We start from the raw sequence: 21,825 nt of genomic DNA, 5'->3' as shown, positions 1-21,825 counted from the left end.
TTCCCTGATGCCATCGAGGCAGTCTATCCGAAAGCAGTCGTTCAACTGTGCATCGTTCACATGGTGCGCAACAGCTTGAACTTCGTTCCCTGGAAAGTGCAGAAGGAAGTGGCTACCGATCTGAAGCGCGTCTACAGCGCGGCGACCGTCGATGAGGCCGAACTCATGCTCACCGAATTTGAGGCCAAGTGGGACAAGGACTATCAGTCGATCGGCCTGTCCTGGCGGCGCAACTGGACTCGGATCACACCGTTCTTTGACTACCCGCCGGAAATCCGCAAGGTTATTTACACCACCAACGCCATTGAACCCATTAATATGAGCCTGCCCAAAGTCATCAAAACCCGCAGTTCATTCCCCACCGATGACGCCGTCAGCAAGCTGTTTTATCTGGCGCTCAACAACATCAGTAAGAAGTGGACGATGCCATTGCGGGACTGGAAGGGAGCACTTAACCGCTTCACTATCCAGTTTGAAGAACGGATGAAGCCGAATTAAACGAAATTCCGTTTACACAAAATCCAGCACACCCTCTAATTTTGCGCGCCTCTCTATTCTCTCTTTATTGTATCTGCGGCGATAATAAAGCGGTCGTTCTTTTATGTTGACGGTCAACATAAACAAACTGTGTCCGCAAATCATTGGAGGTGACATGACGATAGCTGCTGGTCTTAAGCGTACCGGAATTTACGCCTGTCTATTTTCTGCGCTGATCCTCGCGCAGAGCGCCTTTGCGGTGGATGTGGCAGGCATCAAGATTGACGAAACAGCTAAGGTCGGTAATCAGGATTTGAAGCTGAACGGTGCCGGAATTCGTTATAAGGTAATTTTCAAAGTTTACACAGCGGCGCTTTACCTTGCAGATAAAAAAACCACTGTGTCGGATGTCCTGGCGGCTCCTGGCGCACGGCGAATCGAACTGGTCATGCTGCGCGATGTCAGTAGCGAAGATTTCAGCCGTGCTTTCATGGCGGGCATCCAGAACAATGTGGATAAGGCGGACAAATCGAAGATCATCAACCAACTGCTGAAATTTGGCGAATTGTTTGCGTCGATCCCGGAATTAAAAAAGGGCGATGTACTGACCACTGACTGGATTCCCAGCGTCGGTACGCAGATTCACTTTAATAGCAAGCCAGTGTCTGAGAATTTGCCCGATCAGGTTTTCTATAACGCTTTGTTGAAAATCTGGCTCGGAGAAAAACCGGCGGATGACAAACTGAAACTAGCGTTGCTGGGACAAGGGGGGTAGGGGCGGTTGCAGCGGCTATATCGGATCCTCAGAGCAGGCGCCGATAAAAGCCGATGGGATTGGCCGAATTTCGATAAAATAAAGACTTTGATGCATCACATGTGTTGCAAAAACGATATTTAAATAGAACTTTATTGAATAGAAAACGATGACAGCAGAAAACAAGCAAAGCCTGACCAGAGAAGATCTTTTTCAGAAAAACCGAGAGTGGGCCGCGGCAATTACCGGCCGGGATCCCGCTTTTTTTAAGACTTTGGCGGCGCAACAGACACCCGAGTATTTCTGGATTGGGTGCTCCGACAGCCGGGTGCCGGCAAACGAATTGCTCGGTTTGCTGTCTGGTGAGTTGTTCGTCCATCGGAATATTGCCAATGTGGTCGCGCATAGTGACTTGAATTGCCTTTCGGTGCTGCAATTCGCGGTTGACATGCTCAAGGTCAAGCACGTTTTCGTGGTTGGCCACTACGGTTGTTCGGGCGTACATGCAGCGCTGACCAAGCGCCGCGTCGGCCTGGCAGATAATTGGTTGCGGCATGTTGAAGACGTGCACCAGAAGCATGAGCGGTATCTGGGCGAAACATTGCCGGAAAATATCCGGCACGATCGCTTGTGTGAGCTCAACTCGATGGAGCAGGTTGCCAATATCTGCCGTACTACGATCGTCCAGGACGCTTGGGAACGTGGCCAGCCACTGACTATTCATAGCTGGGTCTACGGGCTGCGGGACGGCTTGTTGAGCGATCTGGGCGTGACCGTGAGTTGCATGGCCGATCTGGACGAGAGCATGGCCGCCAGCCTCAAACGCTACGAAGATTAAACCCGGCTGATGCTGTGATGGTTGTGTGTCGATGCAATCATCGAATAAAAAAACGACCAGTAAATGGTCGTTTTTTTATGTGCGGATCATCTGTGTTGCCTACCTTGATTACGTGGGCACTGGCGGGCAATGGTGGGCACTGGTGCCCACGTCGTCGGACGATGATCAGATGACGATGGTTTGCGCTTCGCCTTCGGCGCGGGCGCGGATTTCGCCGATGCGGTTGACGGTTTCACCGGCTGCCTGCAATTGGGCGATGGCAGCATCGGCGTTTTCCTGCGAGACGATCACGGTCATGCCGATACCGCAGTTAAAGACGCGATGCATTTCTGCATCCGCAACCTGGCCGTGCTGTTGCAACCACCTGAACAGCGGCGGCATGGTCCAGCTATCGGCATGCAAGACCGCAGTCAGATTGTCTTGCAACACACGCGGTATGTTTTCTACCAGACCTCCGCCGGTGATGTGCACCATGCCCTTGACTTCCATTGACTCCATCAGCGCCAGCAATGGCTTGACGTAGATGCGGGTAGGCTCCATCAGCACGTCGGCCAGTTTGCGGTCGTGGAAGTCGGCGTCCAGGTCTGGCTGGGCGACGTCGATGATCTTGCGCACCAGCGAGTAGCCGTTGGAGTGCGCGCCTGAGGACGCCAGGCCCAGTACGACGTCGCCGGGAATGATCTTGCTACCGTCGATCAGTTTGGATTTTTCCACGGCACCGACAGCAAAGCCGGCCAGATCGTATTCGCCGTCTGGATACATGCTTGGCATTTCAGCGGTTTCGCCGCCGATCAGTGCACAGCCGGCCAGTTCGCAACCCTTGGCAATACCTTTGATGACATCGGTGGCGCTCGGCACGTCGAGTTTGCCGCAGGCGAAGTAATCGAGGAAGAACAGCGGCTCGGCGCCTTGCACCAGGATGTCGTTGACACTCATGGCGACCAGATCGATGCCGACCGTGTCGTGGCGTTTCAGGTGGAAGGCCAGCTTGAGCTTGGTGCCGACGCCGTCGGTGCCGGAGACCAATACCGGCTCCTTGAATTTCTTACTGATTTCGAACAAGGCACCGAAACCGCCGATGCCGCCCATCACGCCTTCACGCATGGTGCGCTTAGCGAAAGGCTTGATTGCTTCGACCAGAGCATCGCCGGCGTCGATATCAACACCGGCATCGCGATAAGAGAGGGGCACGTTGGAAACGTTTGAAGTGGAAGTCATGATGTGATTGGCGGCAGAGGCGGTAAAATAGAGGAACTCGGCCACGCATTCCCAATACATCGCTGTATGTGGGGTGAAATAATTGGCCAGCGACAGGCTGCTAACGGCAAAATCAGCGGAAAATACTACTTTTCCATGGAATTTTGTCTTTTTTTAGCTTGTTATGCGCCTGGTGTCGGCCGGATTATTGCGCGGTAAAAGCGGTATTTTATCAAAACGATTCATCAAACTCTCGATTCCATGCCATTTTCTTTTACCGACGAACAAAAACAAACAGCGTTGTGGCTCGGGCTGGGGCTGTTACTGATAGCCGTGACGGTGATTTTGGGGTCGATCTTGACCCCTTTCATCGCTTCCGCGATCCTCGCTTACGCTCTCAACCCGGGGGTCGACTGGCTGTCGCGCAGGCGCATCGGGAAATTTCCCTTGCCACGCGCGCTGGCGGTGCTGATCGTGATCCTGCTGCTGGTATTTGCCATCCTGGCGGTCATCCTGATCGTGATTCCGGTGTTGCGTAAAGAGTTTCCTTTTTTGCAAGACCAGATTCCTAATTTCCTGAGCAAGCTCGATGGTGTCATCGGTCCGCATTTGCAGGATTTAGGCATCAATGTGCGGCTCGATGGCAGCGGCATCAAGGAACTTTTGACCAAGCAACTCTCGACCAGCGGCGATGAAATCTGGGCCTCTGTGCTGTCTTCTGTCAAAGTCGGTGGTACCGCGGTGCTAGGCTGGTTGGCGACGTTGCTGCTGGTGCCGGTGGTACTTTTTTACCTGCTGCAGGACTGGCATCAGATTGTTGACCGTGCAGCCCTGCTGGTGCCGCGTCGCTGGCAGGGTAAGACCAGCAACATGGCGCAAGAGGTCGATAGCCTGCTGGCGCAGTATTTACGCGGGCAATTGCTGGTAATGTTAGTTCTGGCGATTTATTATTCGAGCGGGCTGGCGATTGCGGGCTTCGATGTGGCATTGCCTGTTGGTATTATTACTGGTTTGCTGGTATTTATCCCGTATGTCGGTTTCGGCCTTGGCCTGGTGCTGGCGTTGATTGCAGCGATGCTGCAATTTGACGGCTGGCATGGACTGATCGCGGTGGCCATCGTGTATGGCATCGGCCAGGTGCTGGAGAGTTTTATCCTGACGCCGCGCCTGGTGGGCGAACGCATCGGTCTGCATCCGCCGGTTGTCATTTTCGCGTTGCTGGCTTTTGGCCAGTTGTTCGGTTTTGTCGGTATATTGCTGGCGCTGCCGTGCTCGGCGATCATCTCGGTGGTGGTCAAGCATGTGCGCGCACATTATCTGAACAGCAGTTTTTATAAAAATTAATAGTTATTAGTCAAACAAATTAAAAGGGGCCCGAAAAACCGTAGCGAACAGTGCAGATTGCAGCCCGACGTGGTGCAGTACAGCAGGTTTATCGGGCTCTATCTTAGGTAAAGAAGTATGAGGCAGCTCACGCTGGACATTACTGCGGAAGAACCGCAGACTCTCGACACTTTTGTGGTCGGGCAGAATCAAGAAGCTTTACAGTTCTTGCAGCGTCTGGTCGCGCCGTCAACGACATCCATCACCGCACCGGGCGATCGTTTCGTCTATCTGTGGGGCGAGGCCGGGGCCGGCAAAAGCCATGTGCTGCATGCGCTGGCCAGCAGTACCGGGGCTCGCCTGATCCGCGGCAACCAATATAACGGCGATGTATTCAATTTTTCGCCGGACATATCGGGCTATCTGATTGACGACTGCGACAAGCTGTCGGCCACCGACCAGATCGAAGCCTTCAGTCTGTTTAATCAGATCCGCGAGCATGGCGGCTGGCTGGTCACCAGCGGCGAACTGCCGCCGTCCGAGCTGAGCGTGCGCGAAGATTTGCGCACTCGTCTCGGCTGGGGATTGATCTACAAGTTGCACGGTTTGAGCGATGAAGAAAAAATTGCTGCACTGACGCATGCGGCGCAAGTACGCGGCCTGCACCTGTCGGGTGGCGTGTTACCCTACCTGATTACGCATTTTCGGCGTGATATGCGCTCTCTTTCGGCCATGCTGGATGAATTGGACCGCTATTCGCTGGAGACTCAGCGTCCTATTACGCTGCCTTTGCTGCGCAGCTTGTTACAACTCGAATCCGAAGATAATAAACCACTATGAACCTGGCCTTATTCGACCTTGACCATACTCTGTTGCCTGTCGACTCCGACTATGAATGGGGACAATTCCTGATGCGCATCGGCACCGTCGATGCCGATGTTTTTAAAAAGAGCAACGCTGACTGGTTTGCCGAATACCAGGCTGGCACGCTCGATCCGGTCAAGTATCTGGAGTTCGCTTTCGGCACGCTGGCTCAGTTCCCGCGCAAACAGCTCGACGCCTGGCATGAGCAATTCATGGCGCAAGTGATTCAGCCACAGATCACCCCGGCAGCGCGCGCGCTGCTGCAAAAACACCAGGATGCGGGCGACCTGGTGGCAATCGTCACGGCGACCAACAGCTTTGTGACCGAGCCTATCGCCAAGGCGCTGGGCGTCGATTTCCTGATCGCCTCCGATCCCGAAACCACCGAAGACGGCGAGATTACCGGTAAGCTGCTGGATACGCCGACCTACGGCCCCGGCAAGGTGGTTCATACCAATGCCTGGCTAGCCACCATGGACATGACCTTGGCGAGTTTTCCGCGCAGTTATTTTTATAGCGATTCACACAACGACCTGCCATTGATGTTGCTGGTCACAGACCCGATTGCCACTAATCCGAACGCTCAGTTGACCGCGCATGCGACCGCGCACGGCTGGCCAATCCTGAATTTATTCGACGCGCAATGATCAAGAAGCTGATTCGCTCCATCCTCGGGAAAAAGAAAAAAGATCCCACCCAACCGTTGATACTCGGCCCGAAGCAGCATGGTATTAATCCGCAACTGGTGTCGCCAAATGCGGTTAGGGTCACCAAGACGCTGCAGGATAACGGCTACAAGGCGTTCATCGTCGGCGGTGCGGTGCGCGATCTGTTGCTGGGCGTGAAGCCCAAGGATTTCGATGTCGCTACCAACGCCACGCCAGAGCAGGTCAAGCGTCTGTTCCGGCGCGCCTTCATCATCGGCAAGCGTTTCCAGATCGTACACGTGATGTTCGGCCAGGACCTGCTCGAAGTCACTACCTTCCGCGGCGCTTCATCGGACGGTTCGCCCAAGGATGAGCATGGCCGCGTGTTGCGCGATAACACTTTTGGCGAGCAGCACGAGGATGCGCTGCGGCGCGATTTCACGATCAATGCGATGTATTACGATCCGGCCACCGAAAGCGTGCTGGATTACCATGGCGGCATCGACGATATCCGCGCCAAGACCTTGCGCATCATCGGCGATCCGGAAGCGCGATATCGGGAAGACCCGGTGCGCATGCTGCGCATCGTACGGTTTGCCGCCAAGCTCAAATTCACCATCGATCCGGCCACGCGGGCGCCGATCCCGGTGATGGCCGCGCTGATCGACAATGTACCGGCGGCGCGCGTCTTCGATGAAATGCTCAAGCTGTTGATGAGCGGCCATGCGCTGGCTTGCCTGCAGCAGTTGCGCCAGGAAGGCCTGCACCACGGCTTGCTGCCGTTGCTGGATGTGGTACTTGAGCAGCCGCTTGGCGAAAAATTCGTCACGCTGGCGCTGGCCAATACCGATGTCCGCGTACAGCAGGGTAAGCCAGTGTCGCCCGGGTTCTTGTTCGCCTCGCTGTTGTGGCATCAGGCGCTGGAAAAATGGAGTGCCTACAAGACTGCCGGCGAACTGCTGATTCCAGCGTTGCATCTGGCTGCCGACGATGTGCTGGATGCACAAACCGACAAGCTGGCGTTGCAACGCAAGATAGCTTCGGATATGCGCGATATCTGGGCCATGCAGCCGCGCTTTGAGCGCCGTGTCGGCAAGGCCCCTTACAAGTTGCTGGAGCATCTGCGTTTGCGCGCCGGTTACGATTTTCTGCTGCTGCGTTGCGCCTCGGGTGAGATAGATAGCGAAATCGGCGAATGGTGGACCGCCTTCATGGAAGGCGATGGCGAGCAGCGCGAAAAGCTGCTGGCGCAAAAACCCAAGCTGGCGGCGGAATCAGCCCCGGCCCCGGCCAAGAAGCGGCCGCGTCGGCGCGGCCCGCGTGGCGCTGCCAAGACGGCCAATCCGGGCGGCAGCAATAACCAGTCAGGTGGTCAATGACGGCAGGTTCCAGCCGGGGTGTTGATTGGTTGACTGATCCGGTACCGGTGTATATCGGCATCGGTGCCAATCTCGGCGACGCCCGTGGTCAGGTGCAGCGCGCCATCCGGCAGCTTGCCGAGTTGCCCGACACCAGCCTCAGCGCGCAATCGAGTCTGTTCCGCACCGCGCCGCTGGATGCCGGTGGCGACGATTACATCAATGCGGTGGCGTGCCTCGCCACGCATCTCGGCGCGCATGCGTTGCTGAAAGAGTTGCAGCGGATAGAACAGGATTTTGGCCGCGAGCGCCCGTACCCGAATGCGCCGCGCACGCTCGATCTGGATTTGCTGTTATACGGCCAATCGAGTATCGCCGACGACGCATTGATCGTGCCGCATCCGCGTATGACGCAACGGGCTTTTGTGCTGACCCCGCTGTTGCAGATCGACCCCTTCGTCGTCATTCCGGGCTATGGCGCGGCGCACCGCTTTGCGCCGCAAGTCGCTGACCAGATTATCAGCAAAGCATAAAATCCGATGAATGCCAGATGTCTGCCGGAAGCGCCCTCATCTGGCACACTGTCCATACCTTGTGCATCAGCCTACCATTCTCTGACATGAATCTAGCCAGCTACAAATACATTGTTGTCGAAGGGCCGATTGGGGTCGGCAAGACCACGCTGGGCAACAAGATCGCCATGCACCTTGGTGGCAAGGTGTTGCTGGAACAACCGCAGGCGAATCCATTTCTCGAACGGTTTTACCGCGACGCCCCGCGTTATGCGCTGCCGACGCAAATGTTCTTTCTGTTTCAGCGCATCAACCAGTTGCGTGAGGCAGCCCAGGAAGATATGTTCGACAATCCTGGCAACCTGATCGCCGATTTCCTGTTGGCCAAAGACCCGATTTTCGCGCGCCTGACGCTGGCCGATGAAGAACTTAAGCTATACCAGCAGATGTACGATCACCTGCGGCCGCAAGTGGCAACGCCGGATTTGGTCATTTACCTGCAGGCCGGGCCGGAAACCCTGGTCGGACGGATAAAGAAGCGCGGCATCGAGATGGAGGCAAGTATTTCGCCGGAGTATCTGGCACGGCTGTGCGAAAGCTATAGCAGCTTTTTTTATCATTACGACGATGCGCCTTTATTGATCGTCAATAACCAATATCTGGATTTGGCAGACAATGACGCCGACTTCAACTTGCTCTTGGCGCGCATCGACGGTATGCGTGGCAAGCGTGAATTTTTCAATCGTGGAGAATGACAATGGCAGGCTATCTACAAGGCGCCGAGCCGGCCGCAGAGGGCAACGCACCGCTAGCGCGCAGCAAGCCGATTACTATCCCGGCATTGCAGGCACTGCGCGATAAGGGTGAAAAAATCACCATGCTGACCTGCTACGACGCCAGCTTTGCCGCTTTATTGGATCGTTGCGGCGTCGAGACGTTGCTGATCGGCGATTCGCTTGGCATGGTGTGCCAGGGGCACGCCTCGACCTTGCCGGTGTCGGTGCAGGACATCGTGTATCACACCGCCAGCGTGGCGCGCGGCAACCGCACGGCGCTGGTGCTGGCCGATTTGCCGTTTGGCGCCTATGCGACGCCGGAAAGTGCGTTTGCCAACGCGGTGCCGGTGATTCAGGCCGGTGCGCAAATGGTCAAGATCGAAGGCGGCGCATGGGTGGCCCCGACCGTGCGTTTCCTGACTGAGCGGGCGATCCCGGTGTGCTGCCATCTCGGCCTGACGCCGCAATCGGTGCATCAGATGGGCGGCTACAAGGTGCAGGGCAAGTCGCATGCGGCAGCTGAGCAAGTGAAGGCCGATGCGTTGGCCTTGCAGGAGGCCGGTGCCAGCTTGCTGGTGCTGGAAGCGATTCCGGCAGCGCTGGGCAAGGAAGTCAGCGAGCTACTGTCGATCCCGACCATCGGCATCGGTGCTGGCCCGGATTGTTCCGGCCAGGTGCTGGCGATGCACGATCTGTTGGGTGTTTTCCCCGGCCACAAGGCGCGTTTCGTGAAAGACTTCATGCAAGGTCAGACCAGCATCGACGCTGCTGTCCAGGCGTATGTGCGTGCGGTCAAGGAGCGGTCTTTTCCGGCACCTGAGCATTGTTTCTGAACTAAGCTGGTATCGGTATCGGTATCGGTATCGGTATCGGCATCAGTTGTCATTCTCGCCGCTACCAGAAACAAAAACGGCGCCGTAATTGAAATCAAGGCGCCGTTTTCATTTTGCGGGGGTTTTCAGCGCTGCTGACTGTCGCTGCCCTGGGCCAGCGTCTGCAACGGCGGCGGCGGGGTTTCGGTGGCAACTCCTTGCGGCGGCAGCACCACCAGCGGCTCGCTGCGCGAGCCTTGCGCTGAGAGCACATTGGCAGTTGTCTCCGGGTCGGCATTCCAGACCGGATCGGCGAGGCCGTCAAACACGGTCTTGAGCTGCTTGCCCCAGTTTTCGCGGATCATCTGGAAGTACTGATTTTTTTCGCCAATGGTGACGAAGCAGGTGACCGCCAGCGTATCGTTTTCGTACAGCAGCATATCCAGCGGCAAGCCGACCGAGACGTTTGAGCGCAGCGTTGAATCCATTGAGATCAGTGCGCATTTTGCTGCCTCGTCGAGCGATGACGCAGGTGTGACGACGCGATCCAGGATTGGCTTGCCGTACTTCGATTCGCCGATCTGGAAATAGGTGTTTTCGTTGTGCGACTCGATGAAATTGCCCGCAGAATAAATCTGGAACAGGCGGCAGCGCTCGCCCTTGATCTGGCCGCCGAAGATGATGCTGACGTTGAAATCGATGCCGAATTTTTCCAGCGCCTGCGCTTCGCTCTCATGCACGGTGCGGATTGCTTCGCCGACGATTTGCGCGGCCTCATACATCGAATCTGCGCTCCAGATGGTCTTGCCAGCGGCATTCATGTGCGCGCCGATGATTTCTTTCACCGATTGCGAGATCGACAGATTGCCGGCGGTCATGAGGACCATCAGGCGCTCACCGGGATTCTCGAACACGCTCATCTTGCGTGCGGTGGCCACATGGTCGACGCCTGCGTTGGTGCGGGAGTCGGAAAGAAAAACCAGGCCGGAATTGAGGCGCAGGGCTACGCAGTAAGTCATGGTGTCAGAGAAAAAAGCAAAGTGAGGATTTTACAGGAACGCACAGTAGTTACCTGATCAGGTTGCTACGTTTTTGTTGCTTGTGCAACTGTTTTTGACAGATTCTCACACTCGCTTCATTGATTTGATGGCCGCGCGGAAACATTAACCTGCACCGTCAGCGTTTCCTCGCCACCGCCGCGTCGCGCGCCGCGTACCGGCGCGGCTGAGTCGTAGTCGCGGCCAATGGCTAAACGACAATAATTATTGCTGGCGAAGCAGGCATGGGTGACGTCGATGCTGATCCAGCCGGCAAAATCGCCTTCCTGCACCCAGACGTCGACCCAGGCGTGGCTTTCCGCGTGACTGGTGTTGCCAGGGTCGATATAGCCCGATACGTAGCGCGCTGGAATGCCGACGGTATGGCAGCACGCCAGAAACAGGTGGGCGTGGTCTTGGCACACGCCCTGACCCTGAGCCAGCGCATCGTCGGCGCTGGTAGTGACCGCAGTAGACCCGCTTTGATAGATCACGGCAGCGCAGATGGCTTGCGCCAGACCCAGCAATTGCTTGCTGCCGGCGCCGGCCTGCAGGTGGCGACGGGCGAAATCCATCACGGCCGCGGTAGGTTGCGTCAATTGCGTCGATACCGTAAACACCAGCGGCGAAAATTCACCTGGCTGCGGCAGGCGTCCGAGGTGCAAAGGCGCTACCGCCACGGTGCCTTCGGCGACGATACGCACCTCGTGATGCGGCCGGGTGATGGTCAGCGTGTGGCTGAGATTGCCAAACGCATCGGTGAACGGATGACGGCTGCCGGAGCTGCGGATATTCCAGGTTAGCGTGCGCTGCTGCACCTCGGGTCGAGGCGACAGATGCAACTGCTGGATGGTGTAGGTCAGCGGAGCGGTGTAGTGATAGACCGTTTCATGGCGGATGGTCAACAGCATGGCGGGTCGATCCTGAAAACTGCGGTGACGCAGGTAGGGAAGTGCATGCCCGGCTTTCTGATTGACAGGGTGGAAAATACTGCGCAAGTCGATCTGACTATCGCTGCCAGGCATTGGCTTGCCAGCCTTGTTTTTGCTAGGTATTTAACGGTACCAGGAAGTCACGGCTGATGCGGTTGCCGAGTTCGAAGACACGTTCGAAGAAGCGGGTCAGATAGTCATGCAAGCCGGCGTCAAGGATTTCGTCGAGGTTGCTGAACTTCAGGTCGGCATGCAGCTTGCCGGCAAAACGTTCGGTATCGGACGAGATGTCGTTGCGCACATGCTTCAGGTTGCCGACCACCTGTTCCATGCAGGCGAGCAGCGAGCGCGGCATGTCTGGTCGCAGGATCAGCAAATCGGCCACGCGCGCCGGTGTGATCACATCGCGATACACCTTGCGATAGATTTCGAAGCCGGATACCGAACGCAGGATCGCCGCCCAGTAGTAGAAATCGACCTGTGGTTCAGCGATGGCGTCTTTGCGTTCCTCCGCGTGTTGCTGTTCCTTGCTCTGGGTTTGCTGCTGGCCATTCTTCGTGTAGGCCTGGCCTTCCTTGGCGCCATGGAATTTGACGTCGATGGTACGCGCGGTATTGTCTGCGCGTTCCAGGAACGTGCCGAGACGGATGAAGTGAAATGCTTCGTCCTTGAGCATGGTGCCGATGGTGACGCCGCGCGACAGATGTGAGCGATGCTTGACCCATTCGAAGAATTCGCTGGGATTTTGCTCCAGCGCATCAGTCTGGAGGTAACCCTGCATCTTGATCCAGGTGGCGTTCTGGATTTCCCAGGCTTCCGTGGTCAGGGCGCCACGCACGGCGCGCGCATTCTCGCGCGCTTGCTTCAGGCAAGAGGCGATGGACGATGCATTGCCGGGATCGCGCACCATGAAATCGATCACGTCCTTCTGCGTCAGCAGCTTGTATTTTTTGTCGAATGCTTGCTGTAGTTCGGAAATGCCGAGGATCGCGCGCCAGCCTTTTTCAGCATCTTCGACCGATTGCGGCAACAAGCCGGTTTGTACGTGCACATCCAGCATGCGCGCAGTGTTTTCTGCCCGATCGGTATAGCGGGACATCCAGAATAAATGATCGGCAGTGCGACTGAGCATGTTATTTCTCCAGAATCCAGGTGTCTTTGGTGCCGCCGCCTTGGGACGAGTTGACTACCAGCGAGCCTTCCTTGAGCGCGACGCGGGTCAGGCCGCCGCGGACCATGGAGACCGTTTTTCCGGACAGCACAAACGGCCGCAGGTCGATGTGGCGTGGCGCGATGCCGGAGTCGACATAAGTCGGGCAGGCCGACAGTGCGAGTGTCGGCTGGGCGATGTAGCCTTCCGGCTTGGCGATGATGCGCTGGCGGAAATCCTCGATTTCCTGCCCGGTCGCGGCGGGCCCGACCAGCATGCCGTAGCCACCTGCGCCGTGCACCTCCTTGACCACCAGATCCTTGAGATGATCGAGCGTGTACTGCAGATCCTCTTTTTTGCGGCACTGAAAAGTGGGCACGTTGTTGAGGATCGGCTTTTCCGACAGATAGAACTTGATCATGTCGGGCACAAACGGATAGATCGATTTGTCGTCAGCGACGCCGGTGCCGATCGCATTCGCCAAAGTGACATTGCCGGCGCGGTACACCGACAGCAGGCCGGGTACGCCGAGCGACGAATCGGGACGGAACGCGAGGGGATCGAGATAGTCGTCATCGATGCGACGGTAGATCACGTCGACCCGTTTGGGGCCGCGTGTGGTGCGCATGTAGACGGCGTTATCGTTGACGAACAGATCCTGGCCTTCGACCAGTTCCACCCCCCCATTTGTTGGGCCAGGAACGCGTGTTCAAAATAGGCCGAGTTGTACATCCCCGGCGTCATCACCACCACGGTCGGATCGGTGACGCCAATGGAGGCAACCGAGCGCAGATTATCGAGCAGCATGTCGGGATAATGCGCAACCGGCGCAATTTTATGGCGCAGGAATAGCTCGGGGAACAAGCGCATCATCATCTTGCGGTCTTCCAGCATGTAGGAGACGCCGGACGGCGCGCGCAGATTATCTTCCAGCACATAAAATTCACCCTGGCCGGCGCGCACGATATCGACGCCGGCAATATGCGCATAGATATCCGAGGCAACCGAGATGCCTTGCATTTCGGGGCGGTACTGGGCATTGCGGAAAATCTGTTCGGCCGGGATCACGCCTGCCTTGACGATGTTCTGGTCATGGTAGATGTCATGGATGAACATGTTGAGTGCTGTGACGCGCTGTACCAGGCCGGCTTCCAGCGTCGCCCATTCTTGGGCGTGGATGATGCGTGGAATGATGTCGAAGGGGATCAGGCGTTCCGTGCCGGCGTCATTGCCGTAGACGGCGAAGGTAATGCCGACCCGGCGGAAAATCAGATCGGCTTCGGCGCGTTTGCGGGCGATTGTTTCGGCGCTTTGGGCTGCCAGCCAGGAAGAAAATTCATCGTAGTGCGGACGCACTGACGCGTTGCCATCGAAGTACATTTCATCGAAAAAATTTGCCATGATCTTGCTTTGCTGTTGTTTGATCGGAAACTATCAAGTAGCTATCAAGAAGCGTGCCGGTAGCATGTGGCCTGTCGCAGAATATTATCGATTTTTTGCCGATTTTTCCTGCCGATTTTGCTGCCCATTAATGCTGCCCATTAATGCTCATGGCCGCTAATTTCTGCGCATTGATTGTTGCTTATTGGGCATCGTATTGTTCAAGGATTAACACGATGAAATGCGTTATGAACAGATGAACAGATTTTATTTTCGGCACTGCGACCTACGCTCTTAGCAAATTTTGCGTAATCTGTGTGGCGACCTCCCTCTCGATTTGCTTGCGAAAGATGTTATCAAAGTCGTGCAACTCTTTTCAGGCCCAAGGCTCCGGTGCCGGGACTGCGCAAGGTGCGGGCATGTCGATTGTGGTGAATGCTGCCGGGCTGACGATTTCAAGATACTCCATGTCTTTCGAGTAGTCGAATAAAAAATGCACGATACCGGGGCGCTGATGTACGCAGTCGCCGGCTTTGACCAGGGTTTCCTTGTCTTCATACATGAAGCGCGCCCAGCCCTTAAGCATGTACACGATGTGGAAATTCGCTGCATGCCGATGCCATCCGGTGCCAATTTCCGGTGCCATGTTGGCCTTGACCAGATGCGCCACAACCTGGCCGCCGGTGGCAGCGGCGATGCCAAGGTCGCGGTACAAAAAAAGTCGCGCAGGCCGCCCGACTCAAACGCGGTATCGCCTTCGCGGACGTGGGAAAATAAAGTCCGGGGACTGGTTTCAGTAACGCTATCCATCGCAGTCATCCTTTCAAGTTGATGATTGGGCAATCTTCACATCGCTTCAGAATTCTACGTCCAGTTCATTGATGTCTTCCGGCTCCAGCCTGGCGGCTTCGATCCATTCCTGCATTTCCGGCATGGCAATGATACGCTTGCTATACGCGTTGCAGACGGAGTCGAGTTTGACGTCATAGGTCTGGAAGCGGGTTGTCACCGGCGCATACATGGCGTCGGCCATGGAGCGCTCCGCGCCGAACAAATAAGGCCCGCCATAGGTGGCCAGGCATTGTTTCCAGATGGCCGTAATGCGTTTGATGTCGGCTTCGGCACGCGACCAGACCTCGAAGTCGGGGAAGTGCGCTTTGATGTTCATTGGCAGTGCCGAGCGCAATGCGCTGAAGCCGGAATGCATCTCTCCGCAGATCGACCGGCAATGGGCGCGGGCCGCACGATCGGCGGGCAGCAGCCCGGTTTTGGGCCGGATTTCATTGAGATATTCGGCGATAGCCAAGGTATCCCACACTACGATATTGCCGTGATACAGGCACGGCACCAGAATCGATGACGACAGCAGAAGTATTTCGGCACGGGCGTCAGGATCGTCCGGCGAGATCATGTTTTCCTGAAATTCCAGCCCGGAAAATCTCGTCAGCAGCCATCCGCGCAACGACCATGACGAATAGTTTTTACTGGTAATGCTCAAGGTGGTCTTAGGCATGGCAATATTCTTCCGTATTGGATCGAAAGCGATTTTGATTGGCAAACCGTTTCAACTAGAAAGCAGCTGATCAAATCAATATCCGTGACATGCTTTCTTGCCTGAAAACACCTTGGCAAGGTGGGCGACGCGCCGTGTGCTATCTGATGGGTAGCTGCGTTCGCGCGCGAATATTGGTCAAATGTCTTCTAAGCTGAGCAAAGGCCGTGCCAGATAGTTGGGCATAGTTATTGCAGTTGAGTCGAATGCGGGTAGTCCAATAACAGGTAGTCCCATGACGAAAATTTACCAGGCATATCAGGGCTATGCGGATCTCAGCGATCCGCTGCGTATGTTGGCAGGTGCGTGGGCTGGTACGGCCGCGCCGATGCTCGCCAACCGCTGGCCGGGCTGGTCGGACAGCCTGGCATTGCGTAAAGTTGCGGCGGCCTGTGAAGTGTTTTCCTCCACTCAGTTGACGCATCAGCGCCCTGCATTCGGGATCGACAGCGTGGAAGAGAATGGTTGCACGGTTTCGGTGCGTGAAGAGGTGGTTGAGTAGACGCCGTTCTGCACCTTGTTGCGCTTCAGAAAAGACAGTAACGCAGTGCAGCCGCCGGTGTTGCTGGTGGCGCCGATGTCCAGGCACTTTGCGACACTGTTGCGTGGCACCGTAGCGACCATGATGTCTACATCACCGACTGGCATAACGCCCGCGATGTCGCGTTGAGCGATGGCCGTTTCGGCTTCGATGAATATGTCGCGCATCTGATCCGCTTCATCGAAACAATCGGTCCCGGCACGCATTTGGCAGCAGTCTGTCAACCGACGGTGGCGGCGCTGGTAGCGGTCTCGCTGATGGCGGCGGAGCGCCACCCGGCGCAGCCGGCCAGCATGACTCTGATGGCCGGCCCGATCGATACCCGCATCAATCCTACCGCCGTCAACCATTTGGCTAAAAGCAAGCCAATCGAGTGGTTTGAAAAAATCTGGTTAGTACCGTTCCCGGCCGCTATGTCGGTAGTCAGCGCCAGGTCTATCCCGGGTTCCTGCAATTGACAGCGTTCATGAACATGAATCTGGAGCGGCACACCAAGGCGTTCCAAAATCTGTATAACTATCTGGTCGAGGGAGAGATTGCAAAAGCCAATGCGATCAAGACGTTCTATGCCGAATATTTCGCCATGTCGGACCTGGCCGCCGAGTTTTATCTGGAAACTGTGCAAAGCGTATTTCAGGACCACTCGCTGCCCTTGGGCCAGTTGCAAGCGCTGGGCCGCACAGTGGAACCGGCAGCGATTCGCCGCACCGCATTGTTCACGGTAGAGGGGGAGAGGGACGATATTTGCACAGTCGGCCAGACGGTAGCCGCGCAAGACATGTGCAGTGGTATCCGTGCGTATATGAAATCGCACCACGTGCAAACCGGAGTCGGGCATTATGGGGTCTTCAACGGGCGGCGTTGGGATAACGACATTTATCCGCGCCTGCGGGATTTTATTTACAGTCACCAGTAGCGTGAGGGGAGTGCACACGCATGAACTCAGGAAACGAGGCATGGCCGCACAGTAGCAAAATCGGCAGGTACGTAAAAGGCAACTAAAAGGCAACTAAAAGGCACCTAAAAGGCACCTAAAAGGCACCTAAAAGGCAAGTAAAGTATGCGTACGCAGAGGCAGGTTCTGGCCGTGATACGAAAAGATTGTTGATTGTCGCAGAGGATATCCATGTCAATTCACGTAGCACTCAATCATCTCACCACCTATCGTTATGAACGGCCGATCAGCCTTGGGCCGCAAATCATCCGCTTGCGGCCAGCGCCGCATTGCCGCACGCGGATTCTCAGTTACGCGTTGCGGATATTGCCGCAGCCGCATTTCATCAACTGGCAGCAAGACCCACAGGCGAACTATCTGGCGCGTCTGGTGTTCCCGGAAAAGACCAGCGAATTGCGCATTGAGGTCGATCTGGTGGCCGAGATGTCGGTGATGAATCCCTTCGATTTTTTCCTCGAACCTTATGCCGAGAAGGTGCCGTTTTCATATGCGTCGGAATTGCAAAACGAGCTGGAGCCGTATCGCAAGAAATTACCGATGACGCCGTTACTGCAAAAATTTCTCGATCAGGTGCCGCGCGAGCGTGTGCGCAGCGAGGATTTCCTGGTCAACCTGAACCAGCAATTGGCGCAGATGATCCGCTACACCATCCGCATGGAACCGGGGGTGCAAACACCAGAGCAGACGCTAAGTCTGGCTTCTGGTTCGTGCCGCGATTCTTCCTGGCTGCTGGCACAGATACTGCGTTATCTTGGTTTGGCGGCGCGTTTTGTATCGGGTTATCTGATCCAACTGACGGCGGATCAGAAATCGCTCGATGGCCCATCCGGGCCGCAAGCTAACTTCACCGATCTGCACGCCTGGTGCGAAGTGTATTTACCCGGCGCCGGCTGGATCGGGCTCGATCCGACCTCCGGCCTGTTCGCCGGCGAGGGCCACATTCCGCTGTCATGCACGCCGGAGCCCTCCTCGGCGGCGCCGGTCAGCGGCATGGTGGAGCCGTGCGAAGTAGTGTTTGAGCATGCGATGAGCGTGACCCGGATCTGGGAATCGCCACGGGTCACCAAGCCCTACAGTGAAACGCAATGGCAAGAAATTGAGGAGTTGGGGCATGCAATTGATGACGACCTGGACGACCTCGATGTGCGCTTGACGATGGGTGGCGAACCGACCTTCGTCGCGCTTGATCATCCCGACGCTGAGGAGTGGAATACCGCCGCCATGGGGCCGACCAAGAAACCATTGGCGGCACAGCTATATCATCGGCTGCGTACGCAATATGCCGCGCAAGGCTTGCCGCATTTCGGTCAGGGCAAATGGTATCCGGGGGAGCAACTGCCGCGCTGGTCGCTCAACTGTTATTGGCGCCGCGATGGCGAACCGATCTGGAGTATACCGCAACTGATCGCCGATGAAACGTTACAGCAGGCAACGGAAGACGGCGCCGCCGAACGTTTCTTGCACGGCGTGGCGACCCGTCTCGGGCTCGATCGCCAGTATGTATTCGCCGCTTACGAAGATATTTGTTACTACCTCTGGCGTGAGCGGCGGCTGGCGATCAATGTCGATCCATCCGATGCCCGTCTCGATGATAAGCAAGAACGCGCCAGACTGGCGCGGGTGTTTTCGCAAGGTTTGCGCAAGGTGGCCGGGTTTGTCTTGCCGTTGGCGCGCAAGCCCGATGACAGCGCTTGGAAAAGCGGCAGCTGGTACTTGCGCAGCGAGTATTGTTATCTGTTGCCGGGCGATTCGCCGCTCGGTTATCGGTTGCCGCTGGACTCTCAGCCGTGGGTCAAGAAAGGTGATTTTCCGTATGTGCATCAAGCGGATCCGACCCAGGCTTTCGCGCCGCTGCCCATCGCCCGACAGATTCGCCAACAATTGGCGACGCCTGCTCTGGCGGCCGCAAAGGTCGTGTCTGAAAAGAGTGCTGCTGGCAGCCGCCCCAGCGATGCCCCCAAGTACAGTTCGGCGTTCAATGGCGATACCCATACGGCGCCGGTCCGGCTCGACGCCGCCGATCAGATCGTCCGTACCGCGTTGTGTGCGGAAGTGCGGCAAGGGACCTTGTATTTGTTCATGCCGCCGCTGGCGCGTCTGGAAGATTATCTGGAACTGGTGGCGGCCATTGAAGCGACCGCGCTGGCCTTGCAGCAACCGCTATTGCTGGAAGGTTACGAGCCGCCTGTCGATCCGCGCCTGGCCAAGTTCAGCGTTACCCCCGATCCTGGCGTGATCGAAGTCAATATCCAGCCGATGCACAGCTGGAGCGAACTGGTAGCCAATGCCAACTATCTGTACGATGTCGCCCGCGAGACGCGCCTGAGCACCGAGAAATTCATGCTCGATGGCCATCACTCCGGCACCGGCGGCGGTAACCATCTGGTGCTGGGCGGCGCCACTACGGGCGATTCGCCGTTTCTGCGGCGGCCCGATTTGTTGCGCAGCCTGATCAGCTACTGGCACAACCATCCGGCGTTGTCTTATCTGTTCTCCGGCATGTTCATCGGCCCGACTTCGCAAGCGCCGCGCGTCGATGAGGCGCGCAACGATGCGGTGGTAGAGCTGGAGTTGGCTTTTGCTGAAATGGAAAAACAATTGGCAGCCGGCGAATGTGCGCCGTGGCTGGTGGATCGCCTGCTGCGTAATTTGCTGATCGACGTCACCGGCAACACGCACCGCGCCGAGTTTTGTATCGACAAGTTGTATTCGCCCGACAGCAGTAGCGGCCGCCTCGGCCTGCTTGAACTACGTGCTTTCGAAATGCCGCCGCACGCGCGCATGAGTCTGACCCAGCAGTTGTTGTTGCGGGCGCTGGTGGCGCGTTTCTGGAAGACGCCCTACACGCCGCTGCGCCTGGTGCGGTGGGGTACAGAGTTGCATGACCGCTTCTTGCTGCCGCATTTCATCTGGCAGGATTTCTGCGACGTCATGGACGACATGCAGCAAGCCGGCTATGCGCTCAAGCCGGAATGGTTTGCGCCGCACTTTGAATTCCGCTTCCCCAAAATCGGCGATTTCGCAGTCAACGGCATCAATCTGGAGCTGCGTACCGCGCTCGAACCGTGGCATGTGCTCGGCGAGGAAAGCCGCTCCGGCGGCAACGCCCGATATGTCGATTCGTCGCTGGAACGGCTGCAAGTCAAGGTCAGCGGCATGGAGCCGGATCGCTACGTGCTGACCTGCAACGGCGTGCCGTTGCCGCTGCAACCGACCGGCCGGGTTGGTGAATTCGTCAGCGGCGTGCGCTACCGCGCCTGGCAGCCGCCGTCTGCGCTGCATCCGACCATCGGCATCGATTCACCGCTGACCTTTGATCTGGTTGATACCTGGAGCGCCCGCAGTCTGGGCGGTTGTCAGTATCACGTGGTGCATCCTGGCGGCCGCAGCTACGAGACTTTCCCGGTCAATGCGTTCGAGGCTGAAAGCCGCCGTCTGGCGCGCTATTTCCGTCTCAATCACACACCGGGGCCGATGCAGGTCAGCGCGCCGATTGCGTCCGTCGAGTTTCCATTTACGTTAGACTTACGGCACTTTTGACTAACCCAAGGTATTCAGGGACTGTTTTATTCCAATAAGCCGCTCATTTCCGCCCACGCCGGAGTCCAGGTTAGTGTCTCAAAAAGGGTTTCCGCGTGGGCGGGAACGACGCGGCGGCTTTCTCATTGCCTGATACCGGTTGTCCCCAACCAATACAAGTGACGCAAGCGATCAATCATGTACCGGCGTTTACTAGAGGGTTATCCCACCGAGGCAGATCGTTACGACGAAATGCTTGAGCCTGGCGGCCGCAAGCGGCCGCCAGGCGGACTCTGGTCGATCAACTGGAAGATCTGCCGCCGGAAATCCTGCGCCGCCGCGCGCGAAGCCATCGCCGCCGAAGGCGTCACCTACAACGTGTATGCCGATCCGCAAGGCGCCAACCGGCCCTGGGAACTGGATCTGCTGCCGCAGATTATCTCTGCCGACGAATGGCAAAATCTCTCTGCCGCAGTGACGCAACGCGCGCGTCTGCTCAATGCGGTACTGGCCGATCTGTACGGCCCGCAAACCTTGCTCTCCAAGGGGCTGCTGCCGCCAGCGCTGGTGTTCGGCCAGCATGGCTATCTGTGGCCGTGCCGCGGCATCGAGCCGCCCGGCGGTATTCATCTGCACTTGTACGCAATCGATCTGGCGCGTTCGCCGGACGGTCACTGGTGGGTCATGTCGGACCGCACGCAGGGGCCGTCGGGTGCCGGTTACGCGTTGCAGAACCGGCAGATCATGTCGCGGGCGATGCCGGATACGGTGCGCGACATGCACGTGCAATCGTTGTTGAAATTCTTTCATACCTTGCACCATAGCCTGAGCGCCCTGGCACCGTCCGGCGGCGACCCGCCGCTGGTGGTGCTGTTGACGCCGGGGCCCTACAACGAAACCTATTCCGAGCACGCCTTCCTGGCGCACACGCTGGGTTTTCCGCTGGTAGAAGGCGCCGACCTGATGGTGCGCGGCGATATGGTGTACCTGAAGACGCTCAGCGGTTTGCGCCGCGTGCATGCGATTCTGCGCCGCCTCGATGACGACTATTGCGATCCGCTGGTGTTGGCGCTGATTGAATCTTGACCCAGCCTGCTGATTGAAATGTGACCCAGGGCTGGTCGCTGCGTTTTGAGTTAGCAGCTGTGGATAAGTCTATCAAACAGTTGGTGTTGAAGCACTCCTTTTTTAGCGATCTCGT

General features: G+C 57.0%; 17 protein-coding genes and 4 pseudogenes. 14 read left to right on the top strand and 7 right to left on the bottom strand.

The features are described from left to right. From ACIQ0R_RS03270 to can, 3 genes are all read left to right on the top strand, one after another. The coding region (locus tag ACIQ0R_RS03270; RefSeq protein ID WP_395823628.1) for a transposase at nt 1-498 on the top strand (498 nt) is incomplete at its 5' end. A 103-nt stretch (nt 499-601) separates the two neighbouring features. Beyond that, nucleotides 602-1,252 (top strand): chalcone isomerase family protein, encoded by a 651-nt coding sequence (locus tag ACIQ0R_RS03265; RefSeq protein ID WP_395823626.1) that lies wholly within the window; start codon nt 602-604, stop codon nt 1,250-1,252. Between the two features lie 148 nt (nt 1,253-1,400). Continuing rightward, nucleotides 1,401-2,069: a carbonate dehydratase gene (can, locus tag ACIQ0R_RS03260; protein WP_395823624.1), complete on the top strand. Its 669-nt coding sequence runs from the start codon at nt 1,401-1,403 to the stop codon at nt 2,067-2,069. A 165-nt stretch (nt 2,070-2,234) separates the two neighbouring features. Here the strand turns inward: can and purM are convergent, their stop codons facing one another. Continuing rightward, nucleotides 2,235-3,287 carry a phosphoribosylformylglycinamidine cyclo-ligase gene (purM, locus tag ACIQ0R_RS03255; protein ID WP_395823622.1) on the bottom strand — a complete coding sequence of 351 codons (1,053 nt, stop codon included), beginning with the start codon at nt 3,285-3,287 and terminating at the stop codon, nt 2,235-2,237. 240 nt (nt 3,288-3,527) lie between these two features. On the opposite strand from purM, the gene ACIQ0R_RS03250 reads away from it, so the two are divergent. The 7 genes from ACIQ0R_RS03250 (at nt 3,528) to panB (ending at nt 9,579) form a co-directional block, all read left to right on the top strand. Then, entirely contained in the window at nt 3,528-4,610 is a 1,083-nt protein-coding gene (locus tag ACIQ0R_RS03250) for an AI-2E family transporter (RefSeq protein ID WP_395823620.1), read from the top strand. 117 nt (nt 4,611-4,727) lie between these two features. Next, the gene (hda, locus tag ACIQ0R_RS03245) at nt 4,728-5,429 is read left to right on the top strand and encodes a DnaA regulatory inactivator Hda (protein WP_395823618.1); all 702 of its coding nucleotides are present in this window, start codon (nt 4,728-4,730) and stop codon (nt 5,427-5,429) included. Then, nucleotides 5,426-6,100: an HAD family hydrolase gene (locus ACIQ0R_RS03240; RefSeq protein WP_395823616.1), complete on the top strand. Its 675-nt coding sequence runs from the start codon at nt 5,426-5,428 to the stop codon at nt 6,098-6,100. The genes hda and ACIQ0R_RS03240 overlap by 4 nt, the downstream gene beginning before the upstream one ends. Further along, complete coding sequence (gene pcnB / locus ACIQ0R_RS03235; protein WP_395823614.1) at nt 6,097-7,479, top strand: polynucleotide adenylyltransferase PcnB; 1,383 nt, start codon at nt 6,097-6,099, stop codon at nt 7,477-7,479. The genes ACIQ0R_RS03240 and pcnB overlap by 4 nt, the downstream gene beginning before the upstream one ends. Beyond that, nucleotides 7,476-7,991, top strand: coding sequence for a 2-amino-4-hydroxy-6-hydroxymethyldihydropteridine diphosphokinase (gene folK, locus ACIQ0R_RS03230; RefSeq protein WP_395823612.1), 516 nt, complete (start codon nt 7,476-7,478; stop codon nt 7,989-7,991). The genes pcnB and folK overlap by 4 nt, the downstream gene beginning before the upstream one ends. Nucleotides 7,992-8,077: 86 nt before the next feature. Beyond that, on the top strand, nt 8,078-8,725 hold the full coding sequence (locus ACIQ0R_RS03225) for a deoxynucleoside kinase (protein ID WP_395823610.1): 648 nt from the start codon (nt 8,078-8,080) through the stop codon (nt 8,723-8,725). Between the two features lie 2 nt (nt 8,726-8,727). Next, entirely contained in the window at nt 8,728-9,579 is an 852-nt protein-coding gene (panB, locus tag ACIQ0R_RS03220) for a 3-methyl-2-oxobutanoate hydroxymethyltransferase (RefSeq protein ID WP_395823608.1), read from the top strand. A 125-nt stretch (nt 9,580-9,704) separates the two neighbouring features. On the opposite strand, the gene ACIQ0R_RS03215 is transcribed toward panB, so the two are convergent. The 6 genes and pseudogenes from ACIQ0R_RS03215 to ACIQ0R_RS03190 all read right to left on the bottom strand — a co-directional run bounded on the left by ACIQ0R_RS03215 (nt 9,705) and on the right by ACIQ0R_RS03190 (nt 15,570). Continuing rightward, a complete protein-coding gene (locus ACIQ0R_RS03215) occupies nt 9,705-10,577 on the bottom strand; it encodes a peptidase (protein WP_395823606.1) in 873 nt (290 codons plus the stop codon). Nucleotides 10,578-10,693: 116 nt separating this feature from the next. Beyond that, nucleotides 10,694-11,506 (bottom strand): transglutaminase domain-containing protein, encoded by an 813-nt coding sequence (locus tag ACIQ0R_RS03210; RefSeq protein WP_395823604.1) that lies wholly within the window; start codon nt 11,504-11,506, stop codon nt 10,694-10,696. A 136-nt stretch (nt 11,507-11,642) separates the two neighbouring features. After that, nucleotides 11,643-12,659, bottom strand: coding sequence for an alpha-E domain-containing protein (locus tag ACIQ0R_RS03205; protein WP_395823602.1), 1,017 nt, complete (start codon nt 12,657-12,659; stop codon nt 11,643-11,645). Nucleotide 12,660: 1 nt separating this feature from the next. Then, nucleotides 12,661-14,078: pseudogene (locus ACIQ0R_RS03200) on the bottom strand (circularly permuted type 2 ATP-grasp protein). A gap of 355 nt (nt 14,079-14,433) precedes the next feature. Further along, a pseudogene (locus ACIQ0R_RS03195) lies at nt 14,434-14,867 on the bottom strand (cupin domain-containing protein). A gap of 46 nt (nt 14,868-14,913) precedes the next feature. Beyond that, nucleotides 14,914-15,570 (bottom strand): glutathione S-transferase family protein, encoded by a 657-nt coding sequence (locus tag ACIQ0R_RS03190; RefSeq protein WP_395823600.1) that lies wholly within the window; start codon nt 15,568-15,570, stop codon nt 14,914-14,916. 274 nt (nt 15,571-15,844) lie between these two features. Between ACIQ0R_RS03190 and ACIQ0R_RS03185 the strand changes: the two genes are divergently transcribed. The 4 genes and pseudogenes from ACIQ0R_RS03185 to ACIQ0R_RS03170 form a co-directional block, all read left to right on the top strand. Beyond that, a complete protein-coding gene (locus ACIQ0R_RS03185; RefSeq protein WP_395823598.1) occupies nt 15,845-16,111 on the top strand; it encodes a hypothetical protein in 267 nt (88 codons plus the stop codon). 296 nt (nt 16,112-16,407) lie between these two features. Then, nucleotides 16,408-17,066, top strand: a pseudogene (locus ACIQ0R_RS03180) (hypothetical protein). Nucleotides 17,067-17,276: 210 nt separating this feature from the next. Further along, on the top strand, nt 17,277-20,645 hold the full coding sequence (locus tag ACIQ0R_RS03175) for a DUF2126 domain-containing protein (protein ID WP_395823596.1): 3,369 nt from the start codon (nt 17,277-17,279) through the stop codon (nt 20,643-20,645). A 177-nt stretch (nt 20,646-20,822) separates the two neighbouring features. Then, a pseudogene (locus ACIQ0R_RS03170) lies at nt 20,823-21,692 on the top strand (circularly permuted type 2 ATP-grasp protein); the annotation flags it as partial. Between the last annotated feature and the right edge of the window lie 133 nt (nt 21,693-21,825).

The sequence above is a fragment of the Collimonas sp. genome, from assembly GCF_044339385.1.
Classification (GTDB): domain Bacteria; phylum Pseudomonadota; class Gammaproteobacteria; order Burkholderiales; family Burkholderiaceae_D; genus Collimonas.
The sequence above is the reverse complement of the archived record's forward strand: the minus strand, read 5'-3'. Positions and strand labels throughout refer to the sequence as shown.